The organism is Limnohabitans sp. T6-5, from assembly GCF_003063315.1.
Taxonomy (GTDB): Bacteria; Pseudomonadota; Gammaproteobacteria; order Burkholderiales; family Burkholderiaceae_C; genus Limnohabitans_A.
This window is the reverse complement of the sequence record NZ_NERV01000004.1, coordinates 78502-93256: the sequence shown is the minus strand read 5'-3', so window position 1 is coordinate 93256 and position 14755 is coordinate 78502. Positions and strand designations below refer to the sequence as shown.

Here is a 14755-nt window from a genome sequence, read left to right as displayed (position 1 = left end):
CTGATTCCTGCAAGGATTCACGGGAATGGCGAAGAATTGATGCAAAATAGCACGACCGTTCTATTTTTATCATCATGGCTTCCCGCAAACCCTCTTCCAAAGTTGAAACCCTGCCCATGCCCGATTCAGGGCGGCGCGTTTTGATCAAAGGTCAACAAACCAAAAGCGTGATCATCGATGCCGCTTTGGGGTTGGCTTCACAAATCGGCCTGGAAGGTCTGTCTATTGGTGCATTGGCCGAAGTTACCGGCATGAGCAAGTCGGGTGTCTTTGCGCACTTCGGTTCGCGTGAAGAACTGCAAATTTCGGTCATTCGTGAGTACCACACCCGGTTTGAGGCCGAAGTGTTTTATGCCGCGATGCAGCAAACGCGTGGTGTTCCGCGCTTGCAGGCTTTGTTTGACAACTGGATGGTGCAAACCTCTGCCGAAATTGACTCAGGCTGCATTTACATCAGCGGTGCAGTGGAGTTTGATGATCGAACCGGCCCCGTGCGAGATGCGCTGGCCTCATCGGTGTCGAGTTGGCAAACCGCCTTGCGGCGTGCGGTCGAGTTGGCGCAGGACGAGGGACATTTGAGTTGTGAGTCCGATGCCCACCAAATTGCTTTCGAGATCCACGGCCTGATTTTGGCGTTGCACTATGAGGCGCGTTTTTTGCGCAACCCTGGCGCGACTGAACGTGCCCGACAGGGCTTCGCCCACATCATGGCGCGCTATGCACAGAAACCCGTGAACGGCGCATCTTCCTCATCCAAAGCACGACGTTCAAACGCCACGATCTGAGCTTTTTTTTACTTTTCAAGAGTCTGACTATGCCCATCTATACCCCCCCTTTGCGCGACATGCAGTTTGTTTTGCACGAGTTGCTCAACGTCACCGACGAATTCAAGGCGCTTCCCAAGCACGCCGACACCGATGCCGACACCATCAATGCCGTGCTCGAAGAGGGTGGCAAGTTCGCCTCTGAGGTGGTCTTTCCGATCAACATTTCGGGCGACACGCAAGGCTGCCAACTCAACCGCGACACGCACGAGGTCAAGGCGCCCGTTGGCTTCAAGGAGGCCTATGCGCAGTACGTGGCCGGTGGCTGGCCATCGCTGAGCTGCGACCCTGAGTTCGGTGGTCAGGGTTTGCCGTTTGTGGTGAACCAGTGCTTTTATGAAATGCTCAACTCGTCCAACCAGGCCTGGACCATGTACCCCGGCCTGTCGCATGGCGCTTACGAAGCCCTGCACGCACACGGAACGCCCGAGCAAAAAGCCTTGTTCTTGCCCAAGCTGACCAGCGGTGAGTGGACCGGCACCATGTGCCTGACCGAGCCGCATTGCGGCACCGACCTGGGCCTCTTGCGCACCAAGGCCGAGCCGCAAGCCGATGGCACCTACCGCATCACCGGCCAAAAGATTTTCATCAGCGCGGGCGAACACGACCTGGCCGCCAACATCGTGCACCTGGTGCTGGCTCGCTTGCCCGATGCGCCTCCCGGCAGCAAAGGCATCAGTCTCTTTTTGGTGCCCAAGTTCAAGGTGGCTGCCGACGGCAGCGTGGGTGAGCGCAACGGCATTTACTGCGGCGGCATCGAACACAAGATGGGCATCCACGGCAACGCCACGTGCCAGATGGTGCTCGACGAGGCGGTGGGCACGCTGGTGGGCCAACCCAACAAGGGGCTGGCCGCGATGTTCGTGATGATGAACGCCGCTCGCTTGGGCGTGGGCAACCAGTCTTTGGGCCTGACCGAGGTGGCTTACCAAAACGCATTGGCCTATGCCAAAGACCGTGTGCAGATGCGCTCGCTCACCGGGGTGAAGGCACCTGGCAAACCAGCCGATCCGATCATCGTGCACCCCGATGTGCGCCGCATGCTGATGACGGCCAAGGCCTATGCCGAAGGCGGCCGTGCGCTGGCTTGCTACTGCGCCTTGCTGCTCGACAAAGAGGTGAACCACCCCGACGAAGCGGTGCGTGCCGAAGCGGCCGAGCTCGTGGCTTTGCTCACGCCCATCGTCAAGGCCTTCACCACCGACAACGCCTGGGAGGCCACCTCGGCTTGTCAGCAGGTGTTCGGTGGCCACGGCTACATCAAGGAGTGGGGCATGGAGCAGTTCGTGCGCGATGCCCGCATCAACATGATCTACGAAGGCACCAACACCATCCAGTCGCTCGACTTGCTGGGTCGCAAGGTGCTGGGCAACCAGGGCGCATCGCTGCAAAAGTTCGGCAAGCAGATCGAAAAACTGGTCAAGGCCGAAATGGCCAACGAGGCCATGGGTGAGTTCATCAAACCGCTGGCCGACCTGGGCCAAAAGCTCACCCAACTCACGGGCGAAGTGGGCATGAAAGCCATGAGCAATGCCGACGAGGTGGGCGCAGCCGCGGTGGACTACCTGCGCGTGGTGGGCCATCTGGTGCTGGGCTACTTCTGGGCCCGCTCGGCGCAGATCGCCCTCAAGAAACTGGCCGAGGCCGAAGAGCAAGCCCAGCGCCCTGATCCGTTCTACCAGGCCAAGCTACAGACGGCGCGTTTTTACTTCACCCGCCTGATGCCCGAGACGTCAAGCCTGATGCGCCGCATCCGTGCGGGCAGCGATGTGCTGATGGACACCGACGCCGCGCTGGCCTGACCGTTCAACTTCAAGGAGACATGCATGATCAAACACACATGGGTATTGACCGCCGCACTGCTGAGCCTGAGCGCACAGGCCCAGATGAGCCCAGTGGGCCTGTGGCGCAGCATCGACGACGAAACCAACCAGCCCAAAGCCGAAATCCGCATCAGCCAAAATGCAGCAGGAGGCTTGTCGGGCGTGGTCGAAAAGTCGCTGCAAAACAACCCCAACACCGACCCCAACTGCAATCTGTGCACCGATGACCGCAAGGGCAAGCCCAAGATCGGCCTGGAAATCATCCGGGGCGGTCAACAAAGTGACGGCAAGAACGTGTGGGAGGGTGGGAAAATCCTCGATCCCGAGAACGGCAAGAACTACAGCCTGCGCCTGACCCCGATTGAAGGCGGCAAAAAGCTGGAAGTCCGGGGTTACATTGGCGCGCCCCTTTTGGGTCGCACACAAACCTGGATTCGGGTTCAGTAATCACAAACACAAGGAACGCCATGTCTGACATCCTGACCCACATCGACGCGGGGGTGATGACCATCACCTTCAACCGCCTGGACAAGAAAAACTCCATCACCTCCACCATGTATGCGGCCATGGCCGATGCGGTGGCGCAGGCAGCCACGGACACCGCCGTCAAAGTGGTGGTGTTCCAGGGGCATGAGAGCATCTTCAGTGCGGGCAACGACATTGGCGACTTTTTGAACAAGCCGCCCAGTACGCAAGACTCGCCCGTGTTCCGCTTCTTGCGCAACATCGCCAGCTTTGAAAAGCCTTTGCTGGCTGCTGTGGCCGGGCCTGCTGTGGGCATTGGCACCACGATGTTGTTCCATTGCGATCTGGTGTACGCGGGTGACAACGCGGCGTTTTCCATGCCCTTTGTGAACCTGGGTCTGTGCCCCGAAGCGGCGTCGAGTCTGCTGGTGCCGCGCATGTTTGGCTACCACCGCGCCGCTGAAGCGTTGCTCTTGGGTGAGCCCTTCTTTGCCGAAGCCGCTCAAGAAGTTGGCCTGGTCAACCGCGTGGTGCCACCGACCGAAGTCAATGGCTATGCTCAGGCGCAAGCCCGCAAGCTGGCCGCCAAGCCTTTGTCCTCCTTGATCGAGACCAAGCGATTGATGAAGGGCAGCGATCAGCAAGCCGTGCTGCAAAAGATGGCCGAAGAAGGTGCCAGCTTTGGCCGCATGCTGCAAGAGCCTGCGGCGAAAGAGGCCTTTGGTGCCTTCATGGACAAGCGCAAGCCGGATTTTTCCAAGTTGTAAGTCCTGGTTTTTTGCGAGCATGTGTCGGGGTCTTCGACCACCGACCTACAGCACACTCGCAGGTTGGCACCTTCAGGTCCGACATTTCTGGACTTGTCGCATGTCCTATGTCGGGGCTGAAGCCAACGGCCTGCGAATGGTCCGTAAGTCGGCAAGCGCAGAGTCCGACATTGCTCGGTCACCGATAAAATCGCCAAATGCCCCACCGCTCCCACACCCCCATCGTCCTTGAACCTGAATACATCGAAGGTTTTCGTCAGATATACGAAGAAAAAATCGTCTTCAACCAGACCCTGGGCTTGAAGCTGACAGGGGTATCACCAAACGGTGTCACGGCCCGCATCACCATGCGGCCCGAGCTGGTCGGGCACTATGCCTACAACCGCATCCACGGCGGCGTCATCAGCGCCGTGCTCGACGCCATGGGCAGTGCTGCCGTCATGGCAGCGCTGGCGGCCAAGCACATGGACGAAGCTCCTGCCAAGCGGCTGGAGCGCTTTGCCAAGCTGGGCACCATCGACTTGCGTGTGGACTACCTGCGCCCCGGCATTGGCGACTACTTTGACATCCACGCACAGTGCTTGCGTGTGGGCTCACGGGTCGGGTCTTCGCGCATGGAGTTCATGGGGTCAGATGGCACCCTCCTGTCGACCGGGGCGGCGGCTTACATCGTGTCTTGATGTGCGTGGCCGCTGTTTTGGGCCACAACATTTGCTCCATATTTACTCCACATTTGTTTTGAACAATGGACCGGAGGCCGCCATCGCGGCTTCCACTTTGAAAGTCCATCATGCAAAACAAATCCATTCTTGCGCATGCCGCCTTGTCCATGTCGCTGGCCTTGAGCGGCGGCATGTTGTACGCACAATCAGCGCCCGGTGGCGATTCGCCACGCCCACCACCCTCCGAAGCCCTGGCGGCATGCCAGACCCTGAAATCAGGGCAAGACTGCAGTTTCAAAAGTCCGCAAGGCAGTGTGCAGGGCACTTGCTGGGCGCCCGCTGACAAGCCTCTGGTGTGCAAACCGAGCCGCATGCCAGCACCTGGCATGTCCGGCCAACGATGAGCAGGCGCGTGATCATGACCTTTCCCCAAATTTTGAAAATGTCCGGGCTTGTTTCCTGCTTGTTGGCGCTGAGCGCTTGTGGCGGCGGTTCCACGTCAACTGCCACCGACACCCCAGACACAAGCACCACCGGCACCAGCACCACCGGCACCAGCACAGCCGCGGTGCTGTGCGGCTATGCCAAAAGCGAGTTCAACACCTCGGCCTCCGTCAATGCCACCAGCACCGCCACTTGGTCGTGCAGTGGAGGCAAACGATCCTTGACGGCCAACGGTCTGCCTGACCACGCCGTGGGCACTTTTCCGAATCCGAACAATCCCAACACGATCGCCGCGCAAAGGGTTTCTGTCTCAGCGACATTGACGCCCACCCCAACATCGACCGCCACGCCACGCACAGGCCCCTTCTCGCTGGCTGGGTATGTGCTCAATGGTGTGCCCATCGACCCGGCAACAGCGGGCACTTGTGACAACTCGGGTGCCCGATGTGACCTGGCCAGTCGCAGTGGCTCCTGGGACATTGAGGCACTGGGGCAGAGTCACTTTAATTTTGGAACGGATACCAACAACGCGCATGTGCAGCCTGGAGGTGTTTACCACTACCACGGCGTTCCTGAGGGGTTTGTCAGTCAACTTCAGAAAGGGACGGCCATGACCTTGATTGGCTGGGCTGCGGATGGATTTCCGATTTATGCCCGCTATGGCTACACGGTGGCCACCGATGCCAGTTCTGCCATCAAGGTGATGACGGGGAGCTATCGCACCAAGGCCAGCCCTGATGCCAGCCGACCCGCCACCAGTCTCTATGCCATGGGCACATTCAAACAGGACTATGAATACGTGGCTGGTTCGGGTGATCTGGATGAATGCAACGGCCGCACCGGCGTGACGCCCGAGTTTCCGCAAGGCATTTACCACTATTACGCGACCGACAGTTACCCCTTTTTGCAGCGCTGCGTGAAGGGCAAGTTATGAAATTTCTGAATCAAAAAATCATGCACAACCATTTTTTCATGGGTCGGACCCTCCACGCCGCAGGGCTGTCTGTGTGTCTGGCCGCTTTGACCGCCTGTGGTGGTGGATCGAGCACATCCACAGACACCACCAGCAGCACGACCACCACGGCGGGTGTGCAATGCAGTTACAGCACCAGCGCCTTCAATGCCGATCCATTGGTCAATTTGACCAGTACCGCCAGCTGGTCCTGCACCGACACCGCCCGCACTTTGAAGACCAACAGCGTGCCTGACCATGCCGTGGGCCCTTTCAACATCCAGTCGGATCTGGACTTCAAGATTTCGGCACAAAACACCGAGGTGTCGGCCACGATCACCCCTGCGGTGAGCAGCACGACGGGCACGGCCATCCAGACCGCGGGCTATGCCTTGAATGGCATCAAATTTGAGCCCGGCACGGGCGGCAACTGCGCCAGCGCCGCCACATCCACTGACACGACGGTCTCCGGCTCGGGAACCGTCGGCGGTTGCACGCTGCTGGGCAATCTGGGGGCTTGGCGCATGGAGGCTTTGGGCCAGACCTCATTCAATTTTGGTGCCGATGGCAGCAACGGCCATGTGCAGCCTCAGGGCGAATACCACTACCACGGCATGCCGGAGAAGTTCATTGACAAATTGGGCAAGGGCAAACAGACCATGACCTTGGTGGGCTGGGCCAGCGATGGTTTTCCGATGTATGCACGTTACGGTCATGTGGACGCCAGCAATGCCCAATCGGGCGTGAAAGTGCTCAGCTCCAGCTGGCGCAAAAAAACAAGCCCCGACAGTGGTCGCCCCTCGGCAACCATTTTCCCCATGGGCACTTTTTTGCAAGACTATGAGTACGTGGCGGGCTCGGGGGATCTGGACGAGTGCAATGGCCGCACGGGCGTGACCCCCGAGTTCCCCAAGGGCATCTACCACTACATGGTGACGGAAACGTGGCCCTATGTGCATCGGTGCGTGAAGGGCACCCCCACAGGGGGCGCTACAGGCGGTGGCATGCCGCCCCCAAGGGCTTGACATGCGTGTCTTGCAAAGGGCGCTGCTCACGGGCTGGATGGGTTGGCTGATGCTGCTGTCGGGTGCCGCCCACGCCCACCTCATGGTGGCGCAGCGCGGCACGCTGAACTTCGTGGATGGCGGCGCTTTCATGGTGCTGTCATTGCCGATTTCAGCTTTCCAGGGCATCGACGACGATGGCGATGGGCGTTTGTCCATGGCTGAGGGCCATGCACATTGGCGCGACATCGAAACGCAAGTGCGCGCAGGCGTGCACCTGGTGAGCGAGCAAGGTGCGGCACCTTTGGAGGGCGTGATGTTCAACCTGTCGCCGCCCGACAATGCCCCCACCGCCCCGGCCAGTCAGCTGGTGGTGATGGGGCGCTTTGCATGGCCTTCGGGTCTGCAGGGGGGGCTTTTCGGTGTGCGTCTTTTCGGGACCCAAGCCGATGAGCAAACCCTGCACGTCACCGTGACCCGTGGGGGTGATACCCAGCTCTTGACCTTGAGCCCCGAGCGTGCCGAGATGGCGGTTTTCCCAAGCTTTTGGGCCGTCATCTCCGACCAGCTCTGGATCGGCGCGCACCATGTATTGGCGGGTGCTGACCATTTGCTGTTTTTGTGGGTGGTGTTGGCTGCTGGCACAGGGCTGCGCCATCTGGTGTGGACGCTGACTTGCTTCACGCTGGGGCATGCTCTGACCTTGTTGGCTTGCGTGCTGGGGGGCTGGAAAGTCTCGCCCGCCCTGGTGGAGCCTGCCATTGCCATCACCATCGTCGGCATGGCCGGTTTTGACCGCTGGAGCCAGAACAATGGGCGAACTGTGCCTTTTGCTTGGCGCATGGGCTTGGTGTTTTTCTGTGCATTGATCCATGGTTTGGGCATGGCCGAAGCCTTGGCCGATCTGGGCCTGCAGGGCGCACGCAAATTCTGGAGTCTGCTGGGCTTTAACCTCGGCATTGAACTGGGCCAGCTGGCCGCTGCTGGTGTGGCGGTGGGGGTGTTTTGGGCGCTGCGCCGCTGGGCTGGGGAGCGTGCTGTGGCCAAGGCTTTGCGGCTGGCCTCATGGGGTGCCATGGGCTTGGGCACGTTCTGGTTCGTTCAGCGGATCGCAATGGCGGCGTGAGCCCGGCTTTGCCGTGCGGTTGATCTTGCACAATCACAAGTGATGAAACTTTTTTCTGTCTGCTCGATCAATTTGTTCTTGGGGGCCGTTTGTGCGCACCCACAGCTCATGGCCGCCAGCCCATCTGTGCAGGATGAAGTTGAAATCATGGCGTCGGGTGACAGCGCTTTGGGCACCCGTGATGCCGCCAGCCAAGGGGTCGTGGGCGCCGTCGTGATCAAGAACAAGCCCCTGCTGCGCCCGGCCGATGTGCTGGAATTTGTGCCCGGCATGGTGGTGACCCAACACTCGGGCGATGGCAAGGCCAACCAGTATTTTTTGCGAGGTATGAACCTGGACCATGGCACCGACTTCGCGACCACAGTCAATGGCGTGCCGGTCAACATGCCCAGCCATGCCCATGGCCAGGGCTACAGCGATCTGAACTTTTTGATGCCCGAGCTGGTGCAGCGCATCGACTACCGCAAAGGCCCGTATTTCGCGGGTGAGGGCGACTTCTCGTCAGCCGGCTCGGCCCGCATCGCCTACCGCACGCGGCTGGACCAGCCCTTTGCCGATGTCAGCCTGGGGCAGGGGGGCTATGCCCGCACAGTGGTGGCCGCTTCACGCGAGATTCAAGACGGTGTGCATGTCCTGGGGGCGCTGGAGGGCATGCTCAACAACGGCCCCTGGACCCAGCCCGAAGGCTTGCGCAAGACCAACGGCTTGCTGACCCTGAGCGGCGGCACATCGGCCCAAGGCTGGTCCGGCAGCCTCATGTCTTATGCGGCGCAGTGGCGGGCGACCGAGCAAGTGCCGCAGCGTTTGCTTGACGCCGGGGTGTATCAGGGTCAGCCCTTTGGCCGGTTTGATTCACTGGACGCCAGCGATGGCGGGCACACCCGCCGCACCAGCCTGTCGGGGCAGTGGCACAGCCAGACAGCGCAAGAACGTGTTCAGTTCAGTGCCTTCGCCATGCGCTACGACCTGGACCTGTTTTCCAACTTCACCTACCAGCTGAACAACCCGGCCAGTGGCGACCAGTTCGGCCAAAGCGACCAGCGCAGCGTCTGGGGCGGGCGGGCCTCCAAGTCCTGGGTCACGGACGCCGAGGACGGTACCTTGGTGGTCAATACCCTGGGGCTGGACTATCGGCAAGACCACATCCGGCTGGGTTTGTTCAACACGGCGGCCCGGCAAATGTTGTCGACCGTGCGCGATGACCGGGTTGAACAAAGCCTGCTGGGTGTCCAGGCCGAAAACGCCACCACCTGGACGCCCTGGCTGCGCACCGTGGCAGGTGTGCGGGCCGATGTGTGGCGCGCGCAGGTGCAAAGCCTGAGCCTGGCCGCCAATTCGGGCCAGGCCCGCAGCAGCCAGCTCTCGCCCAAGCTGTCGCTCATCCTGGGGCCTTGGGCCAACACAGAATTTTTCCTCAATGCCGGTCGGGGCTTTCACAGCAACGATGCCCGGGGCGCCACGGCCAGGCTGGACCCGGTCAGTGGCTCGGCCATCAGCACGGTGGCGGGTCTGGTGCCCTCACTTGGGCAGGAAGTCGGCCTCAAAACCCAATGGTCTGCCCAGTGGCAATCGAGTCTGGCGCTGTGGCAGCTGGACATGGATTCTGAGCTGGTGTACCTGGGCGATGCGGGCAGCACCGAGGCGGGGCGACCCAGTCGGCGTCAGGGGCTGGAGTTCAGCCACCAAGGGGCATGGGGGCGCTATCTGGGCCTGGACATGAGCCTGGCCTGGACCCGTGCGCGCTACACCGACCAGGCCACGGCAGGTCCTTTCATTCCCAACGCTGTGCAGCGCGTGGCCAACTTGACGTTGAGCCTGCGCAACATGCACCCCTGGTCGGGCTCTGTGGGCTGGCGTTACATCGGGCCTGCGCCCTTGCGCGAAGACAATGCGGTGCGTGCGCCGTCGAGCCTGACGCTCAATTTGCGCATGCAGCGTCAGCTGCGCCCCAACCTGGACCTGGCGCTGGATGTGCTGAACCTGATGGATCGCCAGAACATCGATGTGGCGTATTTCTACACCTCGCGGCTGACGGGGGAGGCGGCCGGGGTGGACGGCGTGCATGTTCACCCAGCCGAGCCGCGCACGGTCAGGGTGTCGATGCGTTACCGGTTTTGAGCGCGGGATTCAGGGTGATCTGCGCAACGATCAGCATGGTGAATCGATGTTCGAGCCGACAGGGCAAGGCTTGCCGCTGCTGTCGATGGCCACATAGGTCAGGCTGGCTTCGGTGACCTTGATGTAGTCACCCTGCAAGCGAATGCGCTCGGCAAACACCTCGACCTTGACGGTGACCGAGGTGCGGCCTACTTTCACGATGCGCGCAAAAAACGACAAGATGTCGCCCACCTTGACGGGTTGCTTGAAGATGAACTCGTTCACCGCCACCGTGGCCATGCGTCCGCGCACCAGGCGCGCAGGCAAGACGGCGCCAGCCAAGTCGACCTGGGCCATGACCCAGCCGCCAAAAATATCGCCGTTGGCATTGCAGTCGGCGGGCATGGGGATCACCTTCATGACCAGTTCCTGGTCAGTCGGCAAGGCGACAGCGTGGGGGCGGGGGGATTCAGACATGGGCACAATCGAAGGGTAACGTTTCACAAGATTGTCCTCTATGCGCCACCACGGCGAAACTTCCCCCCCATCCACTGCTGCTGCTGTCCGTTCCGGAGATTGGCAGACCTTGTCCCGGCTTTTTCCCTATTTGTGGCAGTACAAATGGCGGGTCATCATCGCTTTGACCCTGATGGTGGGGGCCAAGCTGGCCAACGTCAGCGTGCCTTTGCTGCTCAAGGAGCTGGTGGATGTGATGAACATCCGGCCCGGCGACCCCCGCACCGTGCTGGTGGTGCCGGTGTCCTTGCTGTTGGGCTATGGCGCACTGCGCCTGATGACCTCGGCCCTGACCGAGTTGCGTGAACTGGTGTTTGCCAAGGCCACGCAAGGTGCTGCCCGCTCGATCGCGCTGCAAACCTTTGAGCACTTGCATGCGCTCAGTCTGCGTTTTCATCTGGCGCGGCAGACCGGCGGCATGACGCGGGACATTGAGCGCGGTGTGCGTGGCATCGAATCGCTGATCTCTTATTCGCTCTATTCCATCGTGCCCACGCTGATTGAGGTGGGCCTGGTGCTGACCATTTTGGCGGTCAAGTTCGATGCCTGGTTTGCCTGGATCACCGGCGCTGCGCTGGTTTTTTACATTTTCTTCACGGTGCGCATCACCGAATGGCGCACCCAATATCGCCGTCAGGCCAATGAGTTCGATTCGGCGGCCCACACCCGGGCCATCGACTCGCTGCTGAATTACGAAACCGTCAAATACTTTGGCAACGAGGTGTTTGAAGCAAGCCGCTATGACGAGAGCCTTGAGCGCTTGCGTTTGGCGCGTCTGAAGGCACAGACCACTTTGGCGGTGCTCAATACGGGGCAGCAACTCATCATTGCGGCAGCACTGGTGGCCATGCTCTGGCGCGCCACACAAGGCGTGGTGGATGGCCGCATGACGCTGGGTGATCTGGTCATGATCAACGCCTTCATGATCCAGCTGTACATCCCGCTGAATTTTTTGGGTGTGCTCTACCGCGAGATCAAGCAAAGCCTGACCGATCTGGACAAGATGTTTGTGCTCATGGACCGTGAGCGTGAAGTGGCCGATGTGCCCGGTGCCCAGCCGTTGGCGCAGAAAGGGGCGCCCGATGTGGTGTTTGACCATGTCTCGTTTGCGTACGAGCCGGATCGCCCCATCCTCCAGGACATCAGCTTCGAGATTCCAGCGGGCAAGACGGTGGCCGTGGTCGGGCCGTCGGGCTCAGGCAAGTCCACGCTGGCGCGTTTGATGTTCCGTTTTTACGATGTGCAGCATGGGCACATCCGCATTGGCGGGCAGGACATCCGGCAAGTTCAGCAAGCCAGCGTGCGCCGCGCATTGGGCATCGTGCCGCAAGACACGGTGCTGTTCAATGACAGCGTGGCTTACAACATCGCGTATGGTCGACCCGGTGCATCGCAAGAGGAGGTGGAGCAAGCGGCACGCGCTGCCCGCATTCACGACTTCATTGCCTCGACGCCCAGGGGCTACCAAACCTCTGTGGGCGAACGCGGCCTGAAGCTTTCGGGCGGTGAAAAGCAGCGCGTGGCGATTGCCCGAACGTTGCTCAAGGACCCGCCCATCCTCGTGTTCGACGAAGCCACGTCTGCGCTGGATTCGGCCAACGAGCGGGCAATTCAGGCCGAGCTGGCGGGCGTGTCACAAAACAAAACCACCTTGGTGATCGCACACCGCCTGTCCACGGTGGTCGATGCGCATGAAATTTTGGTGATGGAGGCGGGGCAGATCATTGAGCGAGGCAACCACAGCGCCTTGCTGGCTCAGCAAGGGCGTTACGCCACCATGTGGGCCTTGCAGCAATCGGCCGAGTGATCGGCGCAGATCATCGGTCAGTTCCTCTTCGCAGGCTTCTTGTAGCTCGGTACGCGCAGCGTCCGACGTTGGCCGCTGACTGAACGGCGTGTGCTGGACAAAGACATAATTGCCGTATGGAAACCAAGTGGCTGGAAGACTTTGTGAGCTTGGCTGAAACCCGCAGTTTCAGTCGCTCGGCGCAATTGCGGCATGTGACGCAACCGGCGTTTTCGCGCCGTATTCAGTCGCTCGAAGCCTGGGCCGGTGCCGATCTGGTGGACCGCAGCTCTTACCCCACCAAACTCACACCCGCTGGCGAGACACTCTATGCACAGGCTCTGGAGTTGTTGCAGTCTCTCCAAAACACAAGGGCCATGTTGCGTGGCCACAATTCGGCGGGTCAGGATTTCATCGAGTTTGCGGTACCGCACACCTTGGCCTTCACGTTTTTTCCGACTTGGGTCGCCACTTTGCGTGACGGGTTTGGTTCGATCAAGAGTCGCCTGATTGCACTGAATGTGCATGACGCCGCCATGCGCTTGGTCGAGGGAGGTTGTGACTTGCTCATCGCCTATCACCACACCTCGCAACCCCTGCAACTCGATGCTGACCGCTATGACATGGTGGTGCTGGGGCATGAAGTGATCGCCCCTTATGCCAAGGTGGGGACCTCGGGCCATTCCTTGTTCAGTTTGCCGGGCACATCTGCGCGGCCATTGCCTTATCTGGGCTACGCGCCAGGGGCGTATCTGGGGGGCGTGACCGACTGGAGCCTCAAGCAATGCGGCGTCCCCATTCATTTGGACCGGGTGTACGAAACCGATATGGCCGAAGGGCTCAAGGTCATGGCGCTCGAAGGTCACGGCATCGCATTCTTGCCGCAAAGCGCCGTCAAGAAAGAAATCCAGTCCGGTGCACTGGTCGAGGTGACGCTGCCGGATGCGACATCGCTGGCCCTGAGCATGGAGGTGCGTGCCTACCGCGAACGTGCGGGACTCAGGCAAAACCCCAAACGTTCGGCGCAAGCCTTATGGACTTTTCTCCAGTCAAATGCTTTGGCGCAGATCAACCCTTGATGAATAAACATGGCACGGCATGCGGTGGCGGGGTTGCAAGCTGGGGTACACCCTGATGGTTTTCTGACTTTAAACTGACTACAGTATTCATTTTTCAATTCAGGCATATTTTGTGCGGATCACATGTCCAATCGGGCTTAGGTCATGCCATGATGATGTATGGCTGTGTGCATAAGATGCATGGTTTAACTCTCGCCCATGGCGAATTTTTTCGACTTTTAGGAGAACTTCATGAAAAAACAATTGTTGGCTGTCGCTGTAGCCGCCCTGGCTTGTGTCGCGGCAAATGCGGACACCCTTGATAAAGTCAAGGCATCGGGTGCCATCACCATGGGCGTGCGCGACTCCTCAGGTGCACTGTCTTACACCTTGGGCGACGGCAAGTACGCTGGTTTCCATTACGAAATCTGCCAACGCATCATTGGCAACGTCGAAAAAGCCGTGGGCAAAAAACTGGACGTGAAATTCCAGTCCGTGACTTCGCAAAACCGCATCCCTCTGGTGCAAAACGGCACGGTGGACATCGAGTGCGGCTCCACCACGAACAACGTGGCACGTCAAAAGGATGTGGCTTTCGTGAACACCACCTACGTGGAAGAAGTGCGCATTGCCGTCAAGGCCAATTCGGGCATCACTTCCATTGCGCAATTGAAAGACCGCAACGTGGCCACCACCACCGGCACCACGTCTGTGCAATTGCTGCGCAAGCATGAGCGCGCCAACGGCATCGACTTCAAGGAAGTCTTTGGCAAGGACCACGCTGACAGCTTCTTGCTGCTCGACTCCGGCCGCGCCGATGCATTCGTGATGGACGGCTCCATCCTGGCGGGCAACATCGCCAACGCCAAGAACCCCGCTGACTTCAAGATCGTGGGCGAAGTGTTGTCGGTGGAACCCATCGCCATCATGATCCGCAAGGACGATGCCGCGTTCAAGAAACTGGCTGACGACACCGTGCGTGATTTGATCAAGAGCGGTGACATGGCCAAACTGTGGGACAAGTGGTTCCTGCAACCCATCCCGCCCAAGAACGTCAAGGTCGGTCTGGCTTTGAGCGAGAGCACCAAAGCCGCTTGGGCCAATCCCAACGACAAGCCTGCTGAAGACTACGCCAAGAAGTAAACCTTCAGCGCGCTGAGCAAACCCCGCCGGGGATCACTTGGGCGGGGTTTCTTTTTGGGCAATGCCTTTTACTTCATAGAAAGTTCAA

General features: G+C 60.0%; 14 protein-coding genes. 13 read left to right on the top strand and 1 reads right to left on the bottom strand.

The features are described 5' to 3' along the window. Positions 1-74: 74 nt before the first annotated feature. From B9Z51_RS15815 to B9Z51_RS15770, 10 genes are all read left to right on the top strand, one after another. Positions 75-785, top strand: coding sequence for a TetR/AcrR family transcriptional regulator (locus B9Z51_RS15815; protein WP_108376138.1), 711 nt, complete (start codon positions 75-77; stop codon positions 783-785). A gap of 29 nt (positions 786-814) precedes the next feature. Next, complete coding sequence (locus B9Z51_RS15810; protein WP_108376137.1) at positions 815-2626, top strand: acyl-CoA dehydrogenase C-terminal domain-containing protein; 1812 nt, start codon at positions 815-817, stop codon at positions 2624-2626. A 24-nt stretch (positions 2627-2650) separates the two neighbouring features. Then, positions 2651-3094 carry a DUF2147 domain-containing protein gene (locus B9Z51_RS15805; protein WP_108376136.1) on the top strand — a complete coding sequence of 148 codons (444 nt, stop codon included), beginning with the start codon at positions 2651-2653 and terminating at the stop codon, positions 3092-3094. Positions 3095-3114: 20 nt separating this feature from the next. Then, a complete protein-coding gene (locus tag B9Z51_RS15800; RefSeq protein WP_108376135.1) occupies positions 3115-3879 on the top strand; it encodes an enoyl-CoA hydratase in 765 nt (254 codons plus the stop codon). A gap of 197 nt (positions 3880-4076) precedes the next feature. Further along, positions 4077-4559, top strand: coding sequence for a thioesterase family protein (locus B9Z51_RS15795; protein WP_108376134.1), 483 nt, complete (start codon positions 4077-4079; stop codon positions 4557-4559). A gap of 110 nt (positions 4560-4669) precedes the next feature. After that, on the top strand, positions 4670-4945 hold the full coding sequence (locus B9Z51_RS15790) for a hypothetical protein (RefSeq protein WP_108376133.1): 276 nt from the start codon (positions 4670-4672) through the stop codon (positions 4943-4945). Between the two features lie 14 nt (positions 4946-4959). After that, positions 4960-5919 (top strand): YHYH protein, encoded by a 960-nt coding sequence (locus tag B9Z51_RS15785; protein ID WP_199227565.1) that lies wholly within the window; start codon positions 4960-4962, stop codon positions 5917-5919. A 20-nt stretch (positions 5920-5939) separates the two neighbouring features. Then, positions 5940-6962, top strand: a complete 1023-nt coding sequence (locus B9Z51_RS15780) for a YHYH protein (protein WP_108376353.1) — start codon at positions 5940-5942, stop codon at positions 6960-6962. A 1-nt stretch (position 6963) separates the two neighbouring features. Further along, a complete protein-coding gene (locus B9Z51_RS15775; protein WP_108376131.1) occupies positions 6964-8067 on the top strand; it encodes a HupE/UreJ family protein in 1104 nt (367 codons plus the stop codon). Positions 8068-8109: 42 nt separating this feature from the next. Further along, positions 8110-10185, top strand: a complete 2076-nt coding sequence (locus B9Z51_RS15770; protein WP_199227563.1) for a TonB-dependent receptor — start codon at positions 8110-8112, stop codon at positions 10183-10185. Between the two features lie 30 nt (positions 10186-10215). Here the strand turns inward: B9Z51_RS15770 and B9Z51_RS15765 are convergent, their stop codons facing one another. Then, on the bottom strand, positions 10216-10641 hold the full coding sequence (locus B9Z51_RS15765; RefSeq protein ID WP_108376130.1) for an acyl-CoA thioesterase: 426 nt from the start codon (positions 10639-10641) through the stop codon (positions 10216-10218). Between the two features lie 40 nt (positions 10642-10681). Here B9Z51_RS15765 and B9Z51_RS15760 point away from each other — a divergent pair, with 40 nt between their 5' ends. The 3 genes from B9Z51_RS15760 to B9Z51_RS15750 all read left to right on the top strand — a co-directional run bounded on the left by B9Z51_RS15760 (position 10682) and on the right by B9Z51_RS15750 (position 14667). Beyond that, positions 10682-12487, top strand: a complete 1806-nt coding sequence (locus B9Z51_RS15760; RefSeq protein ID WP_108376129.1) for an ABC transporter ATP-binding protein/permease — start codon at positions 10682-10684, stop codon at positions 12485-12487. 116 nt (positions 12488-12603) lie between these two features. Beyond that, positions 12604-13545: a LysR family transcriptional regulator gene (locus B9Z51_RS15755; protein WP_108376128.1), complete on the top strand. Its 942-nt coding sequence runs from the start codon at positions 12604-12606 to the stop codon at positions 13543-13545. A gap of 231 nt (positions 13546-13776) precedes the next feature. Beyond that, positions 13777-14667: a transporter substrate-binding domain-containing protein gene (locus B9Z51_RS15750; protein ID WP_108376127.1), complete on the top strand. Its 891-nt coding sequence runs from the start codon at positions 13777-13779 to the stop codon at positions 14665-14667. Positions 14668-14755 lie beyond the last annotated feature (88 nt).

Bases quoted from the DNA above. Each gene is read 5' to 3' on its own strand.
- B9Z51_RS15815 (WP_108376138.1), top strand. From the start codon at position 75: ATGGCTTCCCGCAAACCCTCTTCCAAAGTTGAAACCCTGCCCATGCCC.
- B9Z51_RS15810 (WP_108376137.1), top strand. From the start codon at position 815: ATGCCCATCTATACCCCCCCTTTGCGCGACATGCAGTTTGTTTTGCAC.
- B9Z51_RS15805 (WP_108376136.1), top strand. From the start codon at position 2,651: ATGATCAAACACACATGGGTATTGACCGCCGCACTGCTGAGCCTGAGC.
- B9Z51_RS15800 (WP_108376135.1), top strand. From the start codon at position 3,115: ATGTCTGACATCCTGACCCACATCGACGCGGGGGTGATGACCATCACC.
- B9Z51_RS15795 (WP_108376134.1), top strand. From the start codon at position 4,077: ATGCCCCACCGCTCCCACACCCCCATCGTCCTTGAACCTGAATACATC.
- B9Z51_RS15790 (WP_108376133.1), top strand. From the start codon at position 4,670: ATGCAAAACAAATCCATTCTTGCGCATGCCGCCTTGTCCATGTCGCTG.
- B9Z51_RS15785 (WP_199227565.1), top strand. From the start codon at position 4,960: ATGACCTTTCCCCAAATTTTGAAAATGTCCGGGCTTGTTTCCTGCTTG.
- B9Z51_RS15780 (WP_108376353.1), top strand. From the start codon at position 5,940: ATGCACAACCATTTTTTCATGGGTCGGACCCTCCACGCCGCAGGGCTG.
- B9Z51_RS15775 (WP_108376131.1), top strand. From the start codon at position 6,964: ATGCGTGTCTTGCAAAGGGCGCTGCTCACGGGCTGGATGGGTTGGCTG.
- B9Z51_RS15770 (WP_199227563.1), top strand. From the start codon at position 8,110: ATGAAACTTTTTTCTGTCTGCTCGATCAATTTGTTCTTGGGGGCCGTT.
- B9Z51_RS15765 (WP_108376130.1), bottom strand. From the start codon at position 10,641: ATGTCTGAATCCCCCCGCCCCCACGCTGTCGCCTTGCCGACTGACCAG.
- B9Z51_RS15760 (WP_108376129.1), top strand. From the start codon at position 10,682: ATGCGCCACCACGGCGAAACTTCCCCCCCATCCACTGCTGCTGCTGTC.
- B9Z51_RS15755 (WP_108376128.1), top strand. From the start codon at position 12,604: ATGGAAACCAAGTGGCTGGAAGACTTTGTGAGCTTGGCTGAAACCCGC.
- B9Z51_RS15750 (WP_108376127.1), top strand. From the start codon at position 13,777: ATGAAAAAACAATTGTTGGCTGTCGCTGTAGCCGCCCTGGCTTGTGTC.